Source organism: Yimella lutea (assembly GCF_006715095.1).
GTDB lineage: Bacteria > Actinomycetota > Actinomycetes > Actinomycetales > Dermatophilaceae > Yimella > Yimella lutea.
In genome coordinates, this window is record NZ_VFMO01000001.1 from 2,718,317 (window position 1) to 2,740,875 (window position 22,559).

The following is a 22,559-nucleotide window of genomic DNA, read 5'->3' on the forward strand; positions in this document are numbered from 1 at the left end:
GTCATGCAGGGCGCGCGCTGCCAAGCATGTGTGTCATACGGAGCGCGCCATATTCGACGCGCTCTGCATGACACTGTCGCTTGGACCAGGTCAGTTGGACGCAGCGTCGACGGCGCCACCGAAGCGGCGGTCGCGGTCGGCGTAAATCTGCACCGCTCGCCAGAGGTCCTGGCGGGTGAAGTCGGGCCACAGCGTGTCGAGGAAGACCATCTCGGCATACGCCGACTGCCACAGCAGGAAGTTGCTGGTGCGCTGCTCGCCGGAGGAGCGGACGAACAGGTCGACGTCGGGCATGTCGGGCCAGGTGAGGTTGCGGGCGATCATCTTCTCGTCGATGGACGAGGGCTTGATCCGTCCCGCCTCCACTTGCTCGGCGATGCGCTGACAGGCCTGCGCGATCTCCGCGCGTCCGCCGTAGTTGACGCACATCTGCAGCGTCATGCCGGTGTTGTTCGCGGTGAGTTCCTCGGCACGCTTGAGTTCCTTGAGCACCGACAGCCACAATCGCGGACGCTGCCCGGACCACCGGCAGCGCACGTTCCACGAGTGCAGCAGGTCGACCCTGCGGCGGATGACGTCGCGGTTGAAGCCCATCAGGAAACGCACCTCGTCCGGCGATCGCCGCCAGTTCTCGGTGGAGAACATGTACGCCGACAGGTTCGGAATGCCGAGTTCGATACACCCGGCGATCACGTCGATGAGTTGTGCCTCGCCGGCCTCGTGCCCCTTGGTGCGCGGCAGTCCCCGCTGGTTGGCCCAGCGCCCGTTGCCGTCCATGACCATTGCGACGTGCTGCGGGACGAGTTCGGCCGGGATCTTCGGCGGGTCGATCCCGGCGATGTGCAGCGGCGGGACGTCCGGGACGGTCACTGGCGAACTCCTTCGGGTACCACGGTCGGGGTGCGATCGACCAGCCGCAACGATCTCACGCCGCGCTCGAGGTGCCATTGCACGTACGCCGCGACCAGGCCGGTCGCCTCGTTGCGCACCTCGGGTGCGCTGGCGTCGGCGACGTCCCAATCGGCTGCCAGCAGCGCACCGAGCAGCAGGAAGGTGTCCGGACGCGGGGCGCCGGATCCCGGGGTACGGCACGAGGAGCACACCGCTCCCCCACTGGCGAGATTGAACGCACGGTGCGGCCCGGGGTCGCCGCAACCGGCGCACCGGTCGAAGGTCGGCGCCCAGCCGGCGATCGCAACGGCCCGCAAGAGGTAGCTGTCGAGCACGAGCCCGGACTCGTGGGCCGAACTCGCCAGTGCCGCAAGGCCGCCCGCCAGCAGGTTGAACTGCTGAATCTGCTGCTCACCGTCCTCGCACAACCGCTCGGCCGTCTCCAACATCGCGGCAGCGGCGGTGTATGCACCGTAGTCCTGCGCGATGTGATGGCCGTACGCCGCGACCAGTTCGGCCTGTGTCACGGTGTCCAGATTGCGTCCTTCGTAGCACTGCACCTGGACGATCATCGCCGGCTCGAGCCGCGACCCGAACTTCGACTTCGTGCGGCGAATCCCCTTCGCCACCGCACGCACCTTGCCGCGTCCGCGGGTCAACAGCGTGACGATCCGATCGTGCTCGCCCAGCTTGTGGGTGCGCAGCACGATCGCGACGTCGTTGTAGGTGGGCATGGTGTCGTCCATTGTCCCCCAACCCGAGCAGCCGACACCGCACCGACACCTAGGATCGGGCACATGCACAACACCACGTCGCACGACGTCGTCATCGTCGGTGGAGGGCACAACGGCCTCACTGCCGCCGCCTACCTCGCGAAGGCAGGCAAGTCGGTCCTGCTGCTGGAGCGGCAGTCCGATCTCGGCGGCGCGACTGTCTCGACGGACGCGTTCGACGGCATGGGTGCTCGGCTGTCGCGGTACTCCTACCTGGTCAGTCTGATGCCACGCCGGATCATCGACGATCTCGGCCTGAATCTGCGACTGGCCCGCCGCCGCTACTCCTCCTACACACCCGTACCCGGAGCCGCCCGCGGGCTGCTCGTCGACAACGGCGACGCGGACGCGACCAAGGCATCCTTCGACGCGATCGGCGCCGCCGCGGACTTCGAGCGGTGGAATGAGTTCTACGGCCGCACAACGGAACTCGCCCGGAAGTTGTGGCCGACGATGACCGAACCGCTGATGCGCCGGTCGCAGATGGAACAGCTGGTCGGGGACCCGACGTCGGTGCGGGACTTCATCGATCGTCCGCTCGGCGAGGTCATCGAGAACACTTTCACCGACGACCTGGTACGCGGGGTCGCGCTGACCGACGGTCTGATCTCCACGTACGCGTCCGCGCACCAGGCAGACCTGCGCCACAACATCTGCTTCCTCTACCACGTGGTCGGTGGCGGCACCGGCGACTGGGACGTGCCCATCGGCGGAATGGGCCAGGTGGCAACGCAATTGGCCGAGGTTGCACGCGCCGCAGGCGCGACGTTGACGACGGACGCAACGGTCACGGGCGTCGGGCACGGCGCCGTCAGCTGGACCGAGGCCGCCGGGGACGAACACCGTGCCACCGCAGGGACCGTCCTCTGGGCTGCCGCACCCGCCGTCCTCGATGACCTGGTCGGGGCCCGCGGCGACCGGGTCGAGGGTGCGCAGGTGAAGGTGAATCTGCTGCTGTCCCGGCTGCCGCGGCTGAAGGAGACGGACGTTGCACCGCAGGCGGCGTTCGGCGGCACCTTCCACATCAACGAGCTGTATTCACAGCTCGAATCCGCCTACAGCACAGCAGAATCCGGATCGATTCCCGACCCGATGCCCGCGGAGATCTACTGTCACTCGATCACCGATCCGAGCATCCTGTCCCCCGAGCTGCAGGCGTCCGGGGCCCAGACACTCACGGTCTTCACGCTCCAGACGCCCGACCGCCTACTGGACGACGCGGACGCCGACGTGCGGGACGACCTGCAGCGTCGGGTGCTCGATTCGCTCAGCTCGGTACTCGCCGAGCCGATCGACGACGTCGTCATGCGCGATCGTGGCGGCAACCTCTGCATCGAGACGAAGACCACGCGCGATCTGCAGGACGTACTCGCGATGCCGGGCGGCAACATCTTCCATGCACCGCTGACCTGGCCATGGGCCGAGGACGACGCCTGCCTCGAGACTGCTGCGCAGCGCTGGGGAGTCGCGACGGCGTACGACGGCATCCTGCTGGCCGGCGCCGGTTCGCAGCGCGGTGGTGGAGTCAGCGGACTCGGCGGCTACGCGGCTGCGATGGCGGTGCTCGGACGCTGATCAACGTTCGTACATATGTTCTAGACATCGGCGGTCCGATCGCCTAGCGTCGGACTATGTCCTACGCACTTCAGGGTTCGCTGCTCGACCAGGAGGAGCAGATCGGGCTGCGCAGCCTGGGTGTCGCCGTCCGACGTACTCCTTTGACTCGCGGAGCATGGGTCGACCTGCGTCCGGGCTGGCTCACCGGGGCCGACGAGTTGTTCAGCAGGCTGATGCCGGGTGGCAGCGGCGGCGTCGACTGGCGCGGCGAACGACGGATGATGTACGACCGCGAGGTGGCCACTCCCCGCCTGTTGCGGTTCTATTCCGAAGCCGAGAACTGGCCGGATCCCGTCCTGCAGCAAGCTCGTTCGGCACTCTCGTCGCACTATGCCGACGAGCTCGGAGAGCCTTTCACCACCGCGGGCATGTGCCTGTACCGCGACGGACGCGACTCGGTGGCGTGGCACGGGGACCGGGAGGGACGCGCATCTACACAGGACACGATGGTTGCGATCGTCTCCGTCGGTTCACCGAGAGCGTTGTTGATGCGACCCGCCGGCGGCGGCGAGTCGGTGCGCTTCGTCCTCGGCCACGGTGATCTCGTCGTGATGGGTGGTTCACATCAGCGCACCTGGGAACACGCCATTCCGAAAACCAGCAAGCCGGTCGGCCCGCGCATCAGCATCCAGTTCCGGCCACACGGAATCCGCTGAGGCTCGCGCCTTTCGCGACCGCAATCCCGTCACGGCCAAGACGACGATGAACAACGCGATCGCCGCCGAGACCCATCCCAGCTGGGTTGTAGCCCATCCGATCGACGATGACACCGGTGACCCCCCGCCTGCCGGAGATGTCCTCGGCCAGCAGCGCACCGACCGCCATGCCGGCGGCCATGCCGACACCGCCGAGCACCTGCGCACCCATCAGAGTGCGGACGATGCGCGGTTGGATGTCGGCGTGCGCCGCGGTGGTCGTCATCAAGCGAGCAGCGCGGCGATCACGATCACCAGGATCACCAGCACCGCGAACCCGAGTGCACCGAACATGCAACCCTTGCCCTTCGCCTTCTGCGGCTCGTGGCCGATGCTCCCGGTGGTGAACTGGTGCAACGGTCCACGGTAGAACACCGGAACCTGTTGCCCCGGAACCATGTTCAGCGGCATTTCGGCCTGCCCGTAGCGACGCAGCCATTGGCAGTAGATCGATAGGTGGTGCTGGCCGGGCGGGAGCGGGAAGGTGAAGGACCCGTAACCCGACGGCACCTGCCGCCCGTCGATCAGCACGACCGGCGGCACCATGTTCGAGGTCATCGCGCTGCCCTGAACGGTCAGGTGCAGGTATCCCGGGGGCGGTCCCTGATACGGGCTTTGCTGCGGCGGATGCTGCCCCTGCTGAGGCCCGGGGCCACCCCAGCCGGGCGGAGGCGGACCGGTAGGGCCCGGAGAGTGCCCGGGCGGCTGTCCGCTCACAGCGCGACGTCCAGCGCCTGTCGGGTGACCTGGGCCAGCTGGTTCACCTGCTCGTCGGTCATCACGAACGCCGGCGAGTACTGGACGCCGCCCGCACCGACGGCACGCGTGGCGACACCGAGTTCACGCATCTTGGCCACCACCGGGGCGGCCTTGGCGATGTCGTGCAGTTGAACTGCAGCGACGGCGGCCGTCCCGCAACGCACCTCGGCGACCGCCTCGTGCTGCTCGAGCGGCTTCAAGGCTGCGGCCAGCGAACCCTCGAGGCGAGCGGCCTCGTCCAGCAGGCCCTCGGCCTCGATGAGGTCGAGGTTGGCGTTCGCGACGGCGGCCGCGACTGCGTGCCCGGAGTAGGTGTATCCGTGGCGCAGCCAGCGTCCGGCGCCCTGTTCGAAGAACGGCTCGGCGATCTTCGGTGCGACGAACACGGCACCCATCGGGATGTAACCGGACGTCAGGCCCTTCGCCGTGGTGACGAAGTCGGGTTCGAGCCCGAACTTCGCCGAAGCGAACCATGCGCCGCCGATGCGTCCGAACCCGGTGACGACCTCGTCTGCGACGAACAGGATGTCGTGCTCGGTGCAGATCTTGCGGACCGCCATGAGGTAGTCCTCGGGCGGCGGATACACGCCGCCGGCACCCATCACCGGTTCGGCGAAGAACGCCGCGATGTTCTCCGGGCCGATGCGCTCGATCGTCGCACGCAGGTCCTCGGCGTCATCCCAGGCGACGTGCGCCTGGTCGTCGACAAGGACGCCGTAGCCTTCCGTGTTGCCCTGGATGCCACCCAATGAGGTTCCGGCGTAATGCATTCCGTGGTACGCCTTGGAGCGGCCGATGATGTACCGCTTGCTCTCACGGCCCATCTCGAACCAGTAGCGGCGCGCGATCTTGGCCGCGGTCTCCACCGAGTCGGAGCCTCCGGAGGTGAGGAAGATCTTGGATCCGGGCACCGGCGCTATCCCGGCCAGTCGCTCGGCGAGCTCGATCACCGGAGGGTTCGCGTAGTCACCGAAGGTGCTGTACGCGGCGAGCGTCTCCGCCTGCTTGGCTGCGGCGGCGGCCAACTCCTTGCGTCCGTGTCCCACGTTGGCGAACCACAGGCCCGCCGTCGCGTCGAGATACTCCTTGCCGGTGTCGTCCCAGACGTGCACACCCTCACCACGCGCGACGACGAATTCACCGTTCTCCTCGACGACCCCCATGTCCGAGAACGGATGCCACAAAGCGCCCACGGCGCACCTCCTGTTGCTATCTTCCTGGCTTCTGTTTCACCCTAGCCGCGGCCATATCACCCGGCCCGGGCCGTCCCACCAGGCACTACGGTCGACGCATGAGTCTCGACTTCCGCGCCCAACTTGAGCATCAATCGCAGCTGTTCCGCACGGCGATCGAAGCGTCCGAGCCGAGTGCGCGAGTGCCCACCTGCCCGGACTGGAACGCCGATGATCTGTTGGCGCACCTGACCGAGGTGCAGTGGTTCTGGTCGACGGTCCTCGCCACGCCGGTCCGTCACGCGTCGCAACTTGCGGAGATCGAGCGTCCCGAGCGAGCCGACGGCCGGGATGCGTTGTTGTCCGCGTTCGACGACGCCCACGCGAAGCTCTGCGATGCGCTCGGTTCGACGGACGTCGGTGCCGCTCGTTGGATGTGGACGCGTGACCCCGGTCTGCATACCGCCGGTTACATCGCGCGCCGTCAGGCACACGAAGCGCTCATCCACCGCGTTGACGCCGAACTGACCATTGCACAACCGATCTCGCACATCGACCCGGTGCTGGCGGCCGATGGAGTCGACGAGATCCTTCGCGTCATGCTCGGTGGTCACCCCGAGTGGACGACGTTCGCCGCGCAGGACGGCATCGTCCGATTCGAAGCCGTCGACACCGGTGACAACTGGACCGTGCATCTGGGCAGGCTCGCCGGGACGCATCCTGAGTCGGGTGAAACCGTGGACGAGACGAGCATGCTGCCGATCGACTCGGGTGAGCCGATCGCCACCATCAGCGGTCGCGCCTGGGAGCTCGACCTGTGGCTGTGGAACCGCGGCGATTTCGACATGCTGGAGCGCTCCGGCGACACCGTCGCACTCCAGCACGTCGTCGACGCGCTTGCTGAGGGTCTGAACTGAATCAGCCTGCGACAGTGTCGCGTTCGGCGCGGTTGACGGCCGACAGGATCGCGGTCAGCGATGCCTTGACGATCGATCCGTGCACGCCGACGCCCCACAGGACGCGCTCACCGATCGCGACCTCCACGTACGACGCGGCCTTCGCGTCGCCACCGGCCGACATCGCGTGCTCGGCATAGTCGAGCACGCGCAGGTCGATACCGACGGTCGACAACGCGTCCACGAACGCGGCGATCGGTCCGTTGCCCCAACCCTCGATCATGATCTCCTCGCCGCGGTCGAGCAGCTGGGCCTTGATGTGGTCGCGCCCCTCTGAACCCGACTCGATCGTGTGCCCGATCGGACGGAAGCGTCCCCAGCCGTCGGAGCTCGGATCGAGCGAGGGCAGGTACTCGTCGCTGAACAGTTGGTACAGCTGGGCCGGGCTGACCTCGCCGCCCTCACTGTCGGTGCGCTTCTGCACCACGCCGCTGAACTCGATCTGCAGACGCTTGGGCATGTCCAGGCCGTACTCCGACTTCAGGATGTACGCCGAGCCACCCTTGCCGGACTGCGAGTTCACCCGGACGACGGCCTCGTAGCTGCGGCCGATGTCGTGCGGGTCGATCGGCAGGTAGGGCACGCCCCAGACCAGTTCGTCGAGCTGCTTGCCGGACTCGGAGACCTGGCGGTCCATGTCCTCGAAGCCCTTCTTGATCGCGTCTTGGTGGGAGCCGGAGAACGCGGTGTAGACCAGGTCGCCGCCCCACGGGTGACGCTCGGGCACCTTCAACTGATTGCAGTGCTCGACGGTTCGGCGGATCTCGTCCATGTCGGAGAAGTCGATCTCGGGGTCGACGCCCTGGCTGTAGAGGTTCATGCCGAGGGTGACCAGGCAGACGTTGCCGGTGCGTTCGCCGTTGCCGAACAGGCAGCCTTCGATGCGGTCGGCGCCGGCGAGGTAGCCCAACTCGGCTGCGGCGACGCCTTCACCACGGTCGTTGTGCGGGTGCAGCGACACCACCAGCGACTCGCGCCGCTCGAGGTGCCGAATCATCCACTCGATCGAGTCGGCGTAGACGTTCGGCGTGGCCATCTCGACGGTGGCCGGCAGGTTGATGATCATCTTGTGGTCGGGCGTCGGGTCGATGACGTCGATGACCTCGTTACAGACCCGGACGGCGAACTCCAGCTCGGTGCCGGTGTACGACTCGGGCGAGTACTCGTAGAAGACCTTCGTCTCCGGGATGGTCTCCTCCAGCTTCTTGCACAGCCGCGCGCCTTGCAGGGCGATGTCGACGATGCCGTCCTGGTCGAGACCGAAGACGACCCGGCGCTGCAGCACCGAGGTGGAGTTGTAGAAGTGCACGATCGCCGTCTTGGCGCCCTTGATGGCGTCGAAGGTGCGCTCGACGAGGTGGTCGCGGCACTGGGTCAGCACCTGGATGGTGACGTCGTCGGGGATGTGGCCGCCCTCGATGAGCTCGCGGCAGAAGTCGTAGTCGGTCTGGCTGGCCGACGGGAAGCCGACCTCGATCTCCTTGTAGCCCATGCGAACCAGCAGCTTGAACATGCGCATCTTGCGCTCGGAGTTCATCGGGTCGATGAGTGCCTGGTTGCCGTCACGCAGATCGACGGCGCACCAGCGCGGTGCCTTGGTGATCAGCTTGTCGGGCCAGGTGCGGTCGGGCAGTTCGACCTTTATCTGCTGGTCGAAGGGAACGTACTTCGCGGCGGGCATTCCGGACGGCTGCTGCGGGAAGATCATCTGTCTCTCACTTGGGGTAGGAGCGGGGCTCGGCCCGGGCATCACAACCTCCGCGGCGAGGAAGGCCGATTACGAGGCCTCGCCGCGGCAGCCAAGCAGGAGGCTCATCCGCACGTGAGCAGTTTAGCCCCGGGCATTCGGGCGCGTCCTGCCCGATGGGCCGGGTGTCCGCGATACGGACGGCTGCAGGAAGGACCCGGGTCCCGCAGGGCACGGCAGGCGTTCAGCCGGCCTTCTGTCACCGTCGGCCTCCTCGACCGGTCGAGGCCGCGCGGATCGCGTCCCCCTGGGAATAGTTGACCTGCGCAACCGAGTTGTCCAGACAGGTTTCGGTTGTCGGGACCACACGGCTGAAGGGAACACGCACATGGCACGCATCACCGTCCTCGGAGGAACCGGCTACGGCGGCAGCGCCGTCGTCCGCGAGGCCGCGCGCCGCGGACACCAAGTGCTTTCGCTCAGCCGCACCGCACCCGACTCCCCGACGCCCGGAGTCACCTACGTGACCGGTTCGGTACTGGACGCCGACGTGCTCGAGCGCGCCGTGGTCGGCGCCGACGTCGTGTTCGAGGCCCTCTCCCCTCGCGGCGACATGGCCGGTCAGGTCGAGGGCGTCTTCGACGCACTGGTCACCCTCGCCCGTCAGCACAGCGTCCGGCTCGGCGTCCTTGGTGGCGCCTCGTCCCTGCTCGTCTCTGAAGGAGGGGAGCGGCTCATCGACGTGACACCGATGCCCCCCGAGGCGCGCCCCGAAGTTGAGCTCGGCATCCACAAGCTCGAGACCCTGCAGCAGTCCGCCGACGACCTGGACTGGTTCTACGTCAGCCCGGCCGCCGAGTTCGGTGCGTGGGAGCCCAGCACCGAGACCGGGCAGTACCGGATCGCCGACGACGTCCTCCTGCGCGGCCCAGACGGCACGTCGCAGATCTCGGCCGCCGACCTCGCCCTGGCCGTTCTCGACGAGATCGACAGCCCCGCCCATCAACGGCGCCGCTTCCACGTCGCCTACTGAGCAACCCGTCCACCCGGGGTTCGACGTCGTCGAACGGCTACCGCCGGCGTCGCTGAACGGTCGAAGGCAAGTCGCGACCGGCCGCCTGCATGATCGACTTTGCCGCATGAAGACGAAGTCTTTGCCAGTTCTGGAGACTGTTTCCTGACCCAAAGGGCGCCTGATTGGACGCACGATGGAGGCATGAGCATTTCGCCGGCCCTGTGCACGATCGTCCCGCCGCACATCCTGCGCGCCCTCGCGCAGTCGTCCGACGAACGGGTGGCACGCGCGGCAGAGCGCACATTGCGGGTTCGGGTGACCATCACCGGAATGCGGGAGGCGAGGGCCAACCGTCCCCGCCCTGGTCAGCCGCGTGCAGGCGGGTTGATTCCGCCCGACCTGCAGGCGCGGGTGGAGGAGACGTCGCTCAGGCGGCCGGCATCCCTCACGGCTGCCCCGAAGCGTTCGGTGCACGACGCGCAGCAGGGCACGACACTTCCGGGAACACTCGTGCGCGGCGAAGCCGACGGTCCGTCGTCCGACGAATCGGTCAACGAGGCGTACGACGGACTGGGTGCCACCTGGTCGTTGTTGCACGATGAGTTCAGTCGCGATTCGCTCGACGACGAGGGACTCCCATTGATCGCGACCGTGCACTACGACCGCAACTTCGACAACGCGTATTGGGACGGCGAGCAGATGGTGTTCGGCGACGGTGACGGGGTCTACTTCAGCTCGTTCACCGACAGCATCGACGTCATCGGTCACGAACTCGCGCACGGCCTCACCCAGTACACCGCCGGCCTGGTCTATGTCGGCCAGTCCGGAGCGCTCAACGAGTCGGTCTCCGACGTCATCGGCTCGATGGTCAAGCAACGTGAGCGCAATGAGACCGCGGCGCAGGCTGATTGGCTGATCGGTGAGGGACTGTTCACCGACAAGGTGCAGGGCATCGCGTTGCGATCGCTGAAGGCACCGGGCACCGCGTACGACGACCCGAAGCTGGGCAAGGACCCGCAACCAGCGTCGATGGACGACTACCAGGACCTGCCCCACGACGACTCCGGCGACAACGGCGGCGTGCACATCAACTCCGGCATTCCCAACCACGCGTTCTACCGTGCCGCCGTGGCGCTCGACGGCAACAGCTGGGAGACGGTGGGGCCGGTCTGGTACGACGCGCTCACCGCCGGCAGGTTGCCCAAGGACGCCGACTTCGTGGCATTCGCCCAGGCGACGGTCAAGGCGGCATCGGCCAGGTACGGCGACGGGTCCGCGCAGGAACAGGCCGTCGATCAGGCCTGGCGAGACGTGAAGGTGTTCTGAGCGCAGCGGCGGCTCAACGCTTGATGTCGGGCAGGCGCCGGATCGCGAAGTAGCGGTCGTTGATCTCCTCGATGCCGAACTTCCCGATCGGGATCTCGTCCAGCACCATGTCCTCGTCCAGTCCCCAGGCCGCAAGCTTGGTGGTTTCCTCGCGCATCTTCTGACCGTCACGCAGGACGACGAAGGTGTTGGTGATCTCCATCCGGTTGTCGCGTCCGGGTTGCGCCTCGAACCAGCGCTGGTACTCGTTGCGGCCCATCATCGCGGTGCTGAGGAGTTTGCGCTCGACCGACTGCTCCGGCACACCGCCGTACGACCGGCTCATCAGGATGGGTGCGCCGGGCACGAGCACATCGGCCATGCGCTGCCAGAAGCGGTCGCGGGCGCGCCCACCAAGGAAGTAGATCACGTTGAACAGCAACGCTCCACCACATTGCTCGGGCAACCAGGTGGAACCGATCGTCTCGTGCAGAACCGTTGTGCGCGAACGAATCTCGGAACGTTCTGCAATCCGGGACATCAGGATCGCTCGCATCATCGGGTCGGGCTCCACCGACAGGATCTCGGCATCCGGGTACTGCTCACCGAGGGTCAGGGTGGTCAGGCCGCTTCCCGAACCGATGTCGATCATCGGGAACTGCGGCATGAACGCCGCCTTCTCCCAGGGGATGTCGCGGACGTAGTCCTTGTCGTCGATCGGCAGCCGCAGGGTGTCGCCGAACTCGGCCCACGCGAGGTTCTCGTCGGTCATGGCGTACTCAGAATCCCAACTTCGACAACTGGTTCGGGTCGGTCTGCCAGTCCTTGGCGACCTTCACGTGCAGGTCGAGGAACACCCGCTGGCCGAGCAGCTTCTCGATGGCCTCGCGAGAATTGGTGCCCACCTCACGCAGGCGCGAGCCACCACGCCCGATGATGATCGCCTTCTGCGAGGGACGTTCGACGAAGACGTTGACGCGGATGTCCATCAGCGGCTTGCCTTCCGGACGGTCCTCGCGTGGAGTCATCTCCTCGACGACGACGGCCAGGCTGTGCGGCAACTCGTCCCGCACACCTTCGAGGGCGGCTTCACGCACGAGCTCGGCGATCATCACCATCTCGGGCTCGTCGGTCAGCACGTCGTCCGGGTACAGCTTCGGCGAGTTCGGCAGGTAGGACGTCAGCAGTTCCGCGACCGTGTCGACCTGGGTGCCGTCGACCGCGGAACAGGGCACGATCTCGTCCCAGTCGCCGAGTTTGTCCATCGCGAGCAGGTGCTCGGTGATCCGGTCGCGCGGCACCTTGTCGATCTTCGTGGCGATCGCAATCACCGGCTTGCGGCGTCCACGGCGTAACTCGGCAAGTTCGTTGGCGATGAACTGGTCACCCGGGCCGATCTTCTGGTCGGCCGGCAGGCAGAAGCCGATGACGTCGACGTCCATCAGCGTCTCACGGACGACGTCGTTGAGCCGCTGACCCAGCAGCGTGCGCGGCTTGTGCAGACCGGGGGTGTCGACCAGCACCAATTGCGAGTCATCGGTGTTGTGGATACCGCGGATCGTGTGCCGCGTGGTCTGCGGCTTGCTCGAGGTGATCGCGACCTTCTGGCCGACCAGGGCGTTCGTCAACGTCGACTTGCCTGCGTTCGGTCGACCGACCAAGCAGGCGAACCCTGCCTTGAACTCACTCATTCCGAACTCATTTCCAACCGATTGCGTGCTGCTCGCGTCCGTCCGGGGCGCAGTCGAAGTATGTCCGACGCTGCCGCGTCAGTCTCCCGACGGTGGGGTGATGCTCGTCGCGGCCGGCCTGCGGGCCAGGAAGGTCAGCAGCAACGTGCGCTGCAGGTCGAACATCTCCTTGCGCTCGTCCGGCTCGGCGTGGTCGAACCCGAGCAGGTGCAGGATGCCGTGCACGGTCAGCAGCAGCATCTCCTCGGCAGGTGTATGACCGGCCTCCTCGGCCTGCTTCGCCGCGACCGTGGGGCAGAGCACGAGGTCGCCGAGGATGCCTTCCTCGGGATCGATCCCGTCCCGGCCGGGACGCAGCTCGTCCATGGGGAAACTCATCACGTCGGTCGGACCGGGCAGGTCCATCCACTTCACGTGCAGCACCTCCATCGCGTCCTCGTCGATGACGGTGATGGCCAGTTCGGCCTCGGGGTGCACGCGCATCTCCTGCAGCACCCACCCCGCGCACTCGCGCAGTTCCTCGAGGTCGACCTCGACGTCGGTCTCGTTGGCGACGTCGATGCTCACGCCTTCTTCCCCGCTGCTCCAGCACGACGCGGACCCTGCCCGTCACGCTTGTCAGGGGTGCGGCGGTGGGCATCGAAGCGGTCGTACGCCTCGACGATCTCGCTCACAAGGCGGTGACGGACGACGTCCTGCGCGGTGAGGTGGGCGAAGTGGACGTCGTCGACCCCCTTGAGGATGTCCTGGACGACCCGCAGCCCGGAGGTGGTGCCGCCGGGCAGGTCGACCTGGGTGACGTCACCGGTGACGACCATCTTGGAGCCGAAACCGAGGCGGGTGAGGAACATCTTCATCTGCTCGGCGGAGGTGTTCTGGGCCTCGTCCAGGATGATGAACGCTCCGTTGAGCGTGCGGCCACGCATGTAGGCCAGCGGTGCGACCTCCACCGTGCCGGACGCCATGAGCCGCGGTATCGAGTCGGGGTCGACCATGTCGTGCAGTGCGTCGTACAGCGGACGCAGATAGGGGTCGATCTTCTCGTTGAGCGACCCGGGCAGGAAGCCAAGACGCTCGCCGGCCTCGACCGCCGGACGGGTCAGGATGATCCGGTCGACCTCCTTGGCCTGCAGGGCGGCCACCGCTTTCGCCATCGCGAGGTAGGTCTTACCGGTGCCGGCCGGGCCGATGCCGAACACGATCGTGTTCTCGTCGATCGCGTCGACGTACTCCTTCTGCCCCAGCGTCTTCGGGCGGACGGTGCGGCCGCGACTGCTGACAATGTTCATCGTGAGCACGTCGGCCGGGCGCTCGCGGGTCTTGCGGCGCAGCATGCCGATCGAGCGTTCCACGGCGTCACGATTGAGCGGGTGACCGGCGTCGACGATCGCGATGAGTTCGTCGAGCAGATCCTCGACCAGAGCCATGTCGCCGGGATCGCCCTGCAGCTGGATTCCATTGCCGCGGACCGCGATCACCAGCTTCGGGAACGCGCGCTCGATGGTGGTGAGCAACTCGTCGTTCGGCCCGAGCAACTGCACCATCGGCACATCCGGTGGTACTTCGACGGCGTGGGTCGCCTGGACGGTGTGCGGGGTGCTGTTGGTCGAATCTGTCATCGTGCGTCCCAGTCTACGTGCGGGTCCGATGGGTCTCATCCGAAATTCACGCCGGCTTCGAGTGGGTCAGTGGTGCGCCCAGCGGGTGCCCGACATGACGACCGCGAGAGCTGCCGGCCCGGCGCTCGACGAGCGCAGTACATGCGGTCCGAGACGGACGATCCGTGCCCCGGCGTCCTCGAGCACCGACAGTTCGGCGGGGCTGATGCCGCCCTCGGGTCCGACCACGATCGCGAGTTCTTCCACTCCGGCGAGGTCGACATCGGCCAAGGCAGTCGTTGCGTCCTCGTGCAGGACGAACACGGTGCGGCCGTTCGCCAGGCCGGCGAGCCCCCTGCGATCGAGCAACGGACCGACGACCGGGACGGTGGCCCGGCGGGACTGCTTGGCCGCCGCACGAACGACCAGCTCCCACTTGCGCGCAGCCTTCGCGCCGCGCTCGCCCTTCCACTGCACGATGCTGCGCTCGGCCTGCCATGGCACGACCTCGTCGACACCCAATTCCGTTGCGGCTTCGATGGCTTGGTCGTCGCGATCGCCCTTGGCGAGCGCCTGGACGAGGATCACACGCGGGAGTTGCGGAGTCTGTTGCTCGGTGCTGACGACAACCAGATCGAGCCGGTCCTTGTACGCCGCCGCCACCGTGCACTGAGCGACCGTCCCGGAACCGTCGGCGACCAAGACGGTTTCCCCCGGCTCGATCCGCTTCACGGTGGCCGCGTGTCGCCCCTCCGGGCCGTCGAGCACCAGCGGGGCACCGTCAGTGACACCGTCCAGGCGTCCGGCGTCGATCAGGAAGAGCGCAGCGGTCACTTGAACGCGTCGCGCAGCTTGCCGAACAGTCCCTTGTCGGCTCGCTGGAAGTTGCCCTCCGGACGCTCTTCGCCGCGGGCCGTGGCGAGCTGACGCAGCAGATCGCGCTGCTCGTCGGACAGGTTCATCGGGGTGCGGACGTTGGTGTGCACCAGCAGGTCGCCGCGCATGTTCGTGCGCAGGTGCGTGACGCCGAGGCCCTTGAGCGTGATGACATCGCCCGGCTGGGTGCCGGCCTTGATCTCCACGTCGCGCGGGCCGTCGAGGGTCTGTAGGGGCAGGTTGGCACCGAGGGCGGCCGCGGTCATCGGGAGTTCGACCGAGCAGTGCAGATCGTCGCCCCGACGTTGGAAGGTCTCGTGCTTGCGGACCCGCACCTCGACGTAGAGATCGCCGTTCGGGCCACCACCGGGGCCCACCTCGCCCTCGCCGCTCAGTTGGATGCGGGTGCCGGTGTCGACCCCCGCGGGCACCTTGATCTTCAGCGTGCGGCGGTCACGACGGCGTCCCTCGCCGGAGCAGTCCGGGCACGGCGACTCGACGACCTCGCCGTAACCGTGACAGGCACCGCACGGACGGGTGGTCATGATCTGGCCGAGGAAGGAACGCTGCACCTGCTGCACCTGACCGGCGCCCTGGCAGACGTCGCAGGTGCGGCGTCCGGTGCCCGGGCGGGAGCCTTCACCGTCGCACGTGTCACACAGGATCGCGGTGTCGAAGACGAGGTCCTCGGCGCCACCGAAAACGGCGGTCGACAGATCGATCTGCAACGGGACGAGGGCGTCCTGTCCGTGCTGGACGCGAGACCTCGGGCCACCCTGCGTACCGGCCGCGCCGGCACCGAAGAAGGCGTCCATGACGTCGGTGAAGCTGAAGTTGCCGCCGAACCCTGCGTGCTGACCGCCGAACGGGTCGGCGCCCATGTCGTACTGCTGACGCTTGTTCGGGTCGGACAGCACCTCGTAGGCCTGCGAGATCTTCTTGAACTCGGCCTCGGCCTCCGGCCCCGGGTTGACGTCGGGGTGCAACTTGCGGGCCTGCTTGCGGTAGGCGCGCTTGATGTCCTCCGCCGAGGAGTCGCGGGACACGCCGAGATCGGCGTAGTAGTCGTTCAACGAAGTTCCTTACTGCTCGAGAATTTCCGAGACGTAACGGGCGACCGCGCGAACCGCGGCTATGGTGGTGAGGTAGTCCATGCGGGTCGGACCCAGCACACCGATACCACCGGCGGTGTACGGAGCGCTGACGATCGATGCCGTCCGGAATCCGTCGATGGCGTTCTCGCCGCCGATCCGGACGTAGACGTCGTCGCCTTCCATCTGCTGCAGCAAACGCAACAGAACGACGTGTTCTTCCAAGGCGTCCAGCACCGGTCCGATGGTCTCTGGGAAGTCCTGCCCGGAGCGCACCAGGTGGGAGGTGCCGGCCATGACGACGCGCTCCTCACGCTCCTCGGCCAGGAAGTCGCGGATCACGCCGACGGACGTGGGAGTGGAGTCGTCGGGGTGCGAGTCAGGCTTCGCGCCTGCGCGGCGCTGCTCGGCCCAGGCGTCCAGCCGGTCGGCGGCGTGAGCGCGGGTGCGCCCTTCGGCGGCCTGGTTGACGACGTCGCGCAGGCTGAGGAGTTGGTCGGCGGTGTGGGCGATGGTCAGCACCCGCTGCTCCACCCGTCCGGTCGACATGATCAGCACGACCATGACCTTGGTGTCGGCGAGGCTGACGAGCTCGATGTGACGGACGGTGGCGGTGCCGATCGACGGGTACTGCATGACCGCGACCTGGTGGGTGAGCGACGAGAGCAGCCGGACGGTGCGGTCGACGATGTCGTCGAGGTCGACCGCCTGCTGCAGGAAGGTCTCGATGGCGACACGCTCGGAGCGTGACAGCGGCTTCATGTGGCCGAGTTGGTCGACGAACCGGCGGTATCCGGCGTCGGTTGGGACACGTCCGGCGGAGGTGTGTGGGGCACTGATCAGCCCCTCCTCCTCCAGGGCGGCCATGTCGTTGCGGATCGTTGCGGCGCTGACGCCGAGTTGGTGACGATCCAGCAAGGCCTTGGACCCGACGGGCTCGGAGGTGGCGACGTAGTCCTGCACGATCGCGCGCAGCACGTCGAGACGGCGTTGTTCGCTCATCGGTCCTCCTCACTGTTCGGGCTCGCTCGCGACTTTGGCACTCCGAGGGCACGAGTGCCAATTCTACGACCCGGCGCGAACCGCGCGTGTCACCCACGACGTGACCTGCGCCGCCGTCTACCGTGACGGCCGTGACAGACCGATACGGCTCCGATGTGCTCTCCTCCGACTGGCGCGCGCCCAAGCGTGGACGATCCCAGGAGGTCGCCGCGGAGCCCGACACGGTCGTCGAGGAGGTCGACACCGGGTTCGTCGGCGCCGTCGTCCGGGTGGAGAAGGTCGGCGGGATGCACGTGGTGCACCTGGAGGACCGACGCGGCAAGGTGCGCGCGTTCCCGCTCGGCCCGGGCTTCCTCATCGACGGACGCCCGGTGATCCTGACTCCCCCACGCCCGGCGGACGCGGCCGCGCTGGCGGCCGCACGCGCCACCACCACGCGTACGGCGAGTGGGTCGGTCGCCGTGGCCGACCAGCGGGCGAAGGTCGCGCTCGGCTCCCGGATCTTCGTCGAGGGCCGACATGACGCCGAGCTGGTCGAGAAGGTGTGGGGCCACGACCTGCGGGTCGAGGGCGTGGTCGTCGAGATGCTGGACGGCGTGGACGACCTGTCGGCCGTGATCCGCGATTTCGCCCCCGGGCCGGGGCGGCGCATGGGCATCCTCGTCGACCACCTGGTGCGGGGCACCAAGGAGCAGCGCATCGTCGACGCCGCGCGGGCGCTGCCTCAGTCGCGCGACCATGTGCTGATCCTCGGCCACCCGTACGTCGACGTGTGGCAGAGCGTGCGTCCGCAAAAGCTGGGTTGGACCAAGTGGCCGGTGATACCGCGCGGCACCTCGTGGAAGCACGGCATCCTTGCCGAGCTCGGCTGGCCGCACGCCTCTCAGGCTGACGTCGCGCGCGGGTGGAAGCGCATTCTCGGCACGGTCGACAACTACGCCGATCTGCAGCCGGAGCTGCTCGGCCGCGTCGAGGAGCTCATCGACTTCGTCACCGCTCCGGTCTGATCCGATTCACCTTGTAGGTTCTGCGTCATGACCTCTCGCCCGGCCGCGTCGCTGCATGCCGACCTGGTGGCGGTCGTCGTCTCGGTCGGCACCTGCGCGGGCGCGCCCGATCAGGGACCGATGGTGCTCGCCGCCGGCGATCCACTGCACCTTCCGGCGGGCCCGTTGCGCACCGACCACCACTCGCTGCAGAACGGCGCGCGAGCGTTCGTTGCGGAACAGACGGGGCACTCCCTGGGCTTCGTGGAGCAGCTCTATACGTTTGCCGACCTGGGCCGCGACGGTTCCGCCGGTCGGGCGGTGTCGATCTCCTACCTGGGGCTCACGCGGGCGGCCGCCGACGACGGCTGGCGCGATGTCTACGACCTGCTGCCGTGGGAAGATCGCCGTTCAGAGCGATCAATCGCGTTGTGCGACAAGCTGATCAGCGAGCTGCGCAGGTGGTCGACCGATGCGTCCGAACGCATCGCGCACATCTTCGGTGATGGTGAACTGCCATGGCGTCCCGAGCTGGCGCTGCAACGTTACGAGTTGCTCTGGGAGGCCGGACTGGTTGCGGATTCGCCCAACGCCGCTGACGGCGTCGACGGCCTCACCGGCCCCGCGATGCACTCCGACCACCGCCGCATCCTCGCGACGGGTCTGTCCAGGCTGCGCTCGACGATCCAGTACCGCCCACTCGTGTTCGAGCTCATGCCCCCGACGTTCACCCTGGGCGAGCTGCAGGCGGTGGTCGAGGCGTTGGTCGGCGCCGGCCTGCACAAACAGAACTTCCGCCGCTCGGTCGAACAGCAGGCGCTGGTGGAGCCGACCGATGACACCTCTCGCGCCACCGGCGGACGACCGGCGCGGCTCTACCGCTTCCGTCGCGAGGCCATTGCGGCCCGCGGCCAGGTGGGCACCAAGGTGCCGATCCCCCGATCGCGCTGACCCGCGTCCGCCGCTGCGGGTACGGCCCACCCTCCGCAACCACTGCGCCTCTCACTGCAAACACAGCGCGTGCTCGCACGCGCGGTATTTGCAGTGAGCGATGTTATGCTCACTCCAAGCATTTACTCAATGTGAGCAAATAGGATGGAGCCGACGATGTCGACAGCCACGTACGAGAAGGTCCGCCACCTCATCCCCGAGGTCGAGTGGGCCGTCTTCGAGCCGGAGATCGAGGCGATCGAAGCGCTGAAGCGCGAGCACGACGCCGTGATTCTGGCGCACAACTACATGACGCCAGAGGTCTTCCACGGCGTGGCAGATATCGTCGGCGACTCCCTCGCCCTCGCCCGCGAGGCGCAGCACGTCACGGCCGGCACGATCGTGCTCGCCGGGGTGCACTTCATGGCCGAGACGGCAAAGCTGCTCAACCCGGCCAAGCGGGTGCTGCTGCCTGACCTGCGTTCGGGTTGCTCGCTGGCCGAGAGCATCACGCCGGAGGACATCGCCGAGCTTCGCCGGCAACACCCGGGTGTGCCGGTGGTCACCTATGTCAACACCAGCGCGGCGGTGAAGGCCGCGAGTGACATCTGCTGCACCTCCGGCAACGCGGTCGAGATCATCGAGTCGCTGGGGGTCGACCGGGTCATCATGATCCCCGACCAGTACCTCGCCCGGAACATCGCTGCCCGCACCGGCGTCGAGGTGATCACCCACCCGGGTGCGTGCGAGGTGCACGAGCGCTTCACGCCCGCCGACATCGACGACATCCGCTCGGGCAACCCCGGCGTGACGGTCATCGCCCACCCCGAGTGCCCGCCGAATGTGGTTGCCGCATCGGACTTCTCGGGTTCGACCGCCCAGATGATCGACTTCGTCGGCCAGGTGTCCCGGGCGGGCGTGCCCGACGCCGGCGGACGCCGCAAGGTCGCCCTCATCACCGAATGCTCGATGAGCGACAACGTGGCCGCCGAGCACCCCGACGTCGACTTCGTGCGCCCGTGCAACCTGTGCCCGCACATGAAGCGCAACACGCTCACCGCGATCCGTCGCTCGCTCGAACTCGGCCAGCACGAGATCACTCTCGACCCCACCCTCGAAGCACCCGCGCGCCGCGCCATCGAGCGCATGCTCGCGGTCAAGTAGGAGCACACCATGAACAAGCCGGTCATCATCGGCTCGGGCCTCGCGGGTCTCACCGCCGCTTGGGCCCTCTCGCCCGCCGATTGCGTGCTCGTCACGCCGGGCACGCTCACCGACAACGCGGCGAGCATGTGGGCCCAGGGCGGCATCGCGGCAGCTCTCGCCGACGACGACACCCCCGAGTTGCATGCGGCCGACACGGTGCGGGCCGGGGCGTTCGTCGGCGACACCCGCACCATTCGCCGCATCACGGAGGCGGCGACCGATGTCGTCGGTTTGCTCGCCGAGCTCGGCGTGCCGTTCGACCACACAGCCGACGGACGGCTCGACCTCGCGCTCGAGGGCGGCCACAGCCGCAGCCGCGTCGCGCACGCCGGCGACTCCTCCGGTGCCGCAATCACCCGGACGATGGCCGCCGCCGTCCGGGGTCTGCCGTCGGTGCAGGCGTTGGAACGGCACACCGCCCGCCGCCTGCTGACCGATTCGGACGGCGCGATCTGCGGTGTCGAGGTGCTCGACGCCTCGGGCGCGGTGCTCGTGCTCGAGACCGACGCCGTCGTGCTGGCGACCGGTGGGATGGGTGCGCTGTGGCCGTGCACCACGAACCCGGCGACCGCGCTGGGGCAGGGTGTCGCGATGGCTGCGCGGGTGGGTGCCCGCACCGACGATCTGCACCTCGTGCAGTTCCACCCCACCGCTCTCGACGTGCCGGCCTTTCCCAACCCCCTGCTGACCGAAGCGCTGCGTGGCGCCGGCGCGATCCTGACCGCCGACGGCGAGCGATTCGTGCACGAACTCCAACCGCGCGACGTGGTTGCTGCCGCGGTGTGGGAACAGCTGCGGGCGGGGCGTCAGGTTCGCCTCGATTGCCGCGAGATCTCTTCTGTTGTAACGCGTTTCGCTGCGGTTGCCGAGCTCTGCGGGGCGCACGGATTCGACCTCGCCAGCGACCTGCTGCCGGTGCGGCCGGCCCTGCACTACGCCATGGGTGGCGTCACAGTCGACGCCCAGGCGCGCACCTCAGTGCCCGGTCTCTGGGCCGTCGGCGAGGTGTCGCGCACCGGCCTGCACGGAGCCAATCGCTTGGCCTCCAACTCTTTGCTCGAAGCGGTGGTGACCGGCCGCGCGGCGGCCGACTCGATCCGGGGAGCCGACACCCGTTGGACCCCGCGGGTGCTGCCGGTCGACCCAGCCACCGTGGTGCCGCCGTCCGCGGGCGCTGCGGTCGACCTCGGCGAGGTGCGAACGATCCTCGGCGCCAGCTGTGGGGTGTTGCGCGACGGCGAGTCGCTCGAGGGCGCGGTCGACCGACTCGCCGAGTTGCGGCACGACGATGCGGGCTACGTCGCCTGGCTCGTCGCCCGCTCGGCTCTCTTGCACCCGCACACCGTGGGCGCCCACCGACGCATCGACGAGCAGCTCGAAACCGCTGCGGCACAGGAGGTTCCGGCATGATCGATGCTCAGATCGGGATGGAGATCGACCGCATCGTGCGCACGGCTCTTGCCGAAGACCTCGGCCAGGCCGGCGATCTCACCACCACGACCACCGTGCCGTCCGACATCCAGGGCAGCGCGCACCTGGTCGCCCGTCAGGGCGGTGTCGTCTCCGGGGTGCGCGCGGCGCAGCACGCCTTCGACCTGGTCGACGCCTCGCTGGAGGTCGACTGGTTCGTGTCCGACGGTGCGACGGTCGCGCCGGGCACGCGCATCGCGACGGTCACCGGGAGTGCCGCATCGATCCTCACGGCCGAACGCACCGCACTGAATCTGCTCGGTCACCTCAGCGGCATCGCCACCCGCACCGCAGGGTTCGTGCGTCTCGTCGACGGCACGGGTGCCCGCATCGCCGACACCCGCAAGACCACCCCCGGGCTACGCGCCCTGGAGAAGCGCGCGGTGGCCGACGGTGGCGGGGTCAACCACCGCTTCGGGCTGCACGACGCAATTCTGTTGAAGGACAACCACATCGGGCTCGGCGGCGGTCTCGACAAGGTGCTCGCCAGGCTCGCCGAACGCTCGGGTCACCTGGTGCGGGTCGAGGTGGAGGTCGACACTCTCGACCAGTTGCGCGAACTGCTCGCCTTCGATGCCGACCGGCTCGGGCGCCGCCTCCCGCCGGTGGTGCACGGTGTGCTGCTCGACAACATGAAGCCCGCCCTCATCCGCGAGGCCGTCGGCCTGATCGACGACCACCCTGCATCGCTGGTCATCGAGGTCTCCGGCGGCGTCGACGAGACGACCGTGCGCGGGTTGGCCGAGGCAGGTGCGCAGATCATCTCGATCGGTGCCCTGACCCACAGCGTCCGCACGCTCGACATCGGCCTCGACCTGTAAGCAGACCGTTTGGGTGGC

23 protein-coding genes are annotated in these 22,559 nt (G+C 67.8%); 10 read left to right on the forward strand and 13 right to left on the reverse strand.

The genetic code is table 11. The annotated features are described in order from the left end of the window. Window positions 1-90: 90 nt before the first annotated feature. Together FB459_RS13120 and recO are read right to left on the reverse strand one after the other, a co-directional pair. Entirely contained in the window at window positions 91-870 is a 780-nt protein-coding gene (locus FB459_RS13120) for an isoprenyl transferase (RefSeq protein WP_239701650.1), read from the reverse strand. Beyond that, window positions 867-1,625, reverse strand: coding sequence for a DNA repair protein RecO (recO, locus tag FB459_RS13125; protein WP_141928818.1), 759 nt, complete (start codon window positions 1,623-1,625; stop codon window positions 867-869). The genes FB459_RS13120 and recO overlap by 4 nt, the downstream gene beginning before the upstream one ends. A gap of 63 nt (window positions 1,626-1,688) precedes the next feature. Between recO and FB459_RS13130 the strand changes: the two genes are divergently transcribed. Together FB459_RS13130 and FB459_RS13135 are read left to right on the forward strand one after the other, a co-directional pair. Continuing rightward, window positions 1,689-3,239, forward strand: a complete 1,551-nt coding sequence (locus FB459_RS13130; RefSeq protein WP_141928819.1) for a phytoene desaturase family protein — start codon at window positions 1,689-1,691, stop codon at window positions 3,237-3,239. A gap of 56 nt (window positions 3,240-3,295) precedes the next feature. Continuing rightward, a complete protein-coding gene (locus tag FB459_RS13135) occupies window positions 3,296-3,937 on the forward strand; it encodes an alpha-ketoglutarate-dependent dioxygenase AlkB (RefSeq protein ID WP_129625668.1) in 642 nt (213 codons plus the stop codon). Here the strand turns inward: FB459_RS13135 and FB459_RS13140 are convergent. The 3 genes from FB459_RS13140 to FB459_RS13150 all read right to left on the reverse strand — a co-directional run bounded on the left by FB459_RS13140 (window position 3,903) and on the right by FB459_RS13150 (window position 5,928). Continuing rightward, window positions 3,903-4,202 carry a hypothetical protein gene (locus tag FB459_RS13140; protein WP_141928820.1) on the reverse strand — a complete coding sequence of 100 codons (300 nt, stop codon included), beginning with the start codon at window positions 4,200-4,202 and terminating at the stop codon, window positions 3,903-3,905. The two genes, FB459_RS13135 and FB459_RS13140, sit on opposite strands and share 35 nt — an antisense overlap. Further along, complete coding sequence (locus tag FB459_RS13145; RefSeq protein WP_168990229.1) at window positions 4,202-4,534, reverse strand: hypothetical protein; 333 nt, start codon at window positions 4,532-4,534, stop codon at window positions 4,202-4,204. The genes FB459_RS13140 and FB459_RS13145 overlap by 1 nt, the downstream gene beginning before the upstream one ends. Window positions 4,535-4,689: 155 nt before the next feature. Further along, window positions 4,690-5,928, reverse strand: coding sequence for an aminotransferase family protein (locus FB459_RS13150; RefSeq protein ID WP_211345190.1), 1,239 nt, complete (start codon window positions 5,926-5,928; stop codon window positions 4,690-4,692). A 98-nt stretch (window positions 5,929-6,026) separates the two neighbouring features. Here FB459_RS13150 and FB459_RS13155 point away from each other — a divergent pair, with 98 nt between their 5' ends. Continuing rightward, window positions 6,027-6,824 carry a maleylpyruvate isomerase N-terminal domain-containing protein gene (locus FB459_RS13155; protein ID WP_129625665.1) on the forward strand — a complete coding sequence of 266 codons (798 nt, stop codon included), beginning with the start codon at window positions 6,027-6,029 and terminating at the stop codon, window positions 6,822-6,824. A gap of 1 nt (window position 6,825) precedes the next feature. Here the strand turns inward: FB459_RS13155 and leuA are convergent, their stop codons facing one another. Beyond that, window positions 6,826-8,571 carry a 2-isopropylmalate synthase gene (leuA, locus tag FB459_RS13160; protein WP_141928821.1) on the reverse strand — a complete coding sequence of 582 codons (1,746 nt, stop codon included), beginning with the start codon at window positions 8,569-8,571 and terminating at the stop codon, window positions 6,826-6,828. A gap of 367 nt (window positions 8,572-8,938) precedes the next feature. Here leuA and FB459_RS13165 point away from each other — a divergent pair, with 367 nt between their 5' ends. Both FB459_RS13165 and FB459_RS13170 read left to right on the forward strand, forming a co-directional pair. Beyond that, complete coding sequence (locus FB459_RS13165; RefSeq protein ID WP_141928822.1) at window positions 8,939-9,583, forward strand: NAD(P)-dependent oxidoreductase; 645 nt, start codon at window positions 8,939-8,941, stop codon at window positions 9,581-9,583. A 183-nt stretch (window positions 9,584-9,766) separates the two neighbouring features. Next, a complete protein-coding gene (locus FB459_RS13170) occupies window positions 9,767-10,891 on the forward strand; it encodes a M4 family metallopeptidase (RefSeq protein ID WP_141928823.1) in 1,125 nt (374 codons plus the stop codon). 13 nt (window positions 10,892-10,904) lie between these two features. On the opposite strand, the gene FB459_RS13175 is transcribed toward FB459_RS13170, so the two are convergent. The 7 genes from FB459_RS13175 to hrcA form a co-directional block, all read right to left on the reverse strand. Then, complete coding sequence (locus tag FB459_RS13175) at window positions 10,905-11,642, reverse strand: class I SAM-dependent methyltransferase (RefSeq protein WP_141928824.1); 738 nt, start codon at window positions 11,640-11,642, stop codon at window positions 10,905-10,907. A 7-nt stretch (window positions 11,643-11,649) separates the two neighbouring features. Next, window positions 11,650-12,561 (reverse strand): GTPase Era, encoded by a 912-nt coding sequence (gene era / locus FB459_RS13180; RefSeq protein ID WP_141928825.1) that lies wholly within the window; start codon window positions 12,559-12,561, stop codon window positions 11,650-11,652. A gap of 78 nt (window positions 12,562-12,639) precedes the next feature. Beyond that, window positions 12,640-13,128, reverse strand: coding sequence for an rRNA maturation RNase YbeY (ybeY, locus tag FB459_RS13185; RefSeq protein ID WP_141928826.1), 489 nt, complete (start codon window positions 13,126-13,128; stop codon window positions 12,640-12,642). After that, on the reverse strand, window positions 13,125-14,180 hold the full coding sequence (locus tag FB459_RS13190) for a PhoH family protein (RefSeq protein ID WP_205744734.1): 1,056 nt from the start codon (window positions 14,178-14,180) through the stop codon (window positions 13,125-13,127). Before FB459_RS13190 ends, ybeY begins: the two co-directional genes overlap by 4 nt. A gap of 66 nt (window positions 14,181-14,246) precedes the next feature. Continuing rightward, complete coding sequence (locus FB459_RS13195) at window positions 14,247-14,993, reverse strand: 16S rRNA (uracil(1498)-N(3))-methyltransferase (protein WP_129625657.1); 747 nt, start codon at window positions 14,991-14,993, stop codon at window positions 14,247-14,249. After that, window positions 14,990-16,108 (reverse strand): molecular chaperone DnaJ, encoded by a 1,119-nt coding sequence (dnaJ, locus tag FB459_RS13200; RefSeq protein WP_129625656.1) that lies wholly within the window; start codon window positions 16,106-16,108, stop codon window positions 14,990-14,992. Before dnaJ ends, FB459_RS13195 begins: the two co-directional genes overlap by 4 nt. 9 nt (window positions 16,109-16,117) lie before the next feature. Then, on the reverse strand, window positions 16,118-17,128 hold the full coding sequence (gene hrcA, locus FB459_RS13205) for a heat-inducible transcriptional repressor HrcA (protein ID WP_129625655.1): 1,011 nt from the start codon (window positions 17,126-17,128) through the stop codon (window positions 16,118-16,120). A 131-nt stretch (window positions 17,129-17,259) separates the two neighbouring features. Here hrcA and FB459_RS13210 point away from each other — a divergent pair, with 131 nt between their 5' ends. The 5 genes from FB459_RS13210 to nadC all read left to right on the forward strand — a co-directional run bounded on the left by FB459_RS13210 (window position 17,260) and on the right by nadC (window position 22,541). After that, window positions 17,260-18,135 (forward strand): DUF3097 domain-containing protein, encoded by an 876-nt coding sequence (locus tag FB459_RS13210; protein WP_129625654.1) that lies wholly within the window; start codon window positions 17,260-17,262, stop codon window positions 18,133-18,135. Between the two features lie 27 nt (window positions 18,136-18,162). Continuing rightward, window positions 18,163-19,065 (forward strand): NUDIX hydrolase, encoded by a 903-nt coding sequence (locus FB459_RS13215; RefSeq protein ID WP_129625653.1) that lies wholly within the window; start codon window positions 18,163-18,165, stop codon window positions 19,063-19,065. A gap of 156 nt (window positions 19,066-19,221) precedes the next feature. Further along, a complete protein-coding gene (gene nadA, locus FB459_RS13220; RefSeq protein WP_246092445.1) occupies window positions 19,222-20,208 on the forward strand; it encodes a quinolinate synthase NadA in 987 nt (328 codons plus the stop codon). A 9-nt stretch (window positions 20,209-20,217) separates the two neighbouring features. Next, window positions 20,218-21,660 (forward strand): L-aspartate oxidase, encoded by a 1,443-nt coding sequence (locus FB459_RS13225; protein WP_141928828.1) that lies wholly within the window; start codon window positions 20,218-20,220, stop codon window positions 21,658-21,660. Continuing rightward, window positions 21,657-22,541: a carboxylating nicotinate-nucleotide diphosphorylase gene (gene nadC / locus FB459_RS13230; protein ID WP_141928829.1), complete on the forward strand. Its 885-nt coding sequence runs from the start codon at window positions 21,657-21,659 to the stop codon at window positions 22,539-22,541. Before FB459_RS13225 ends, nadC begins: the two co-directional genes overlap by 4 nt. The last annotated feature ends 18 nt before the right edge of the window (window positions 22,542-22,559 follow it).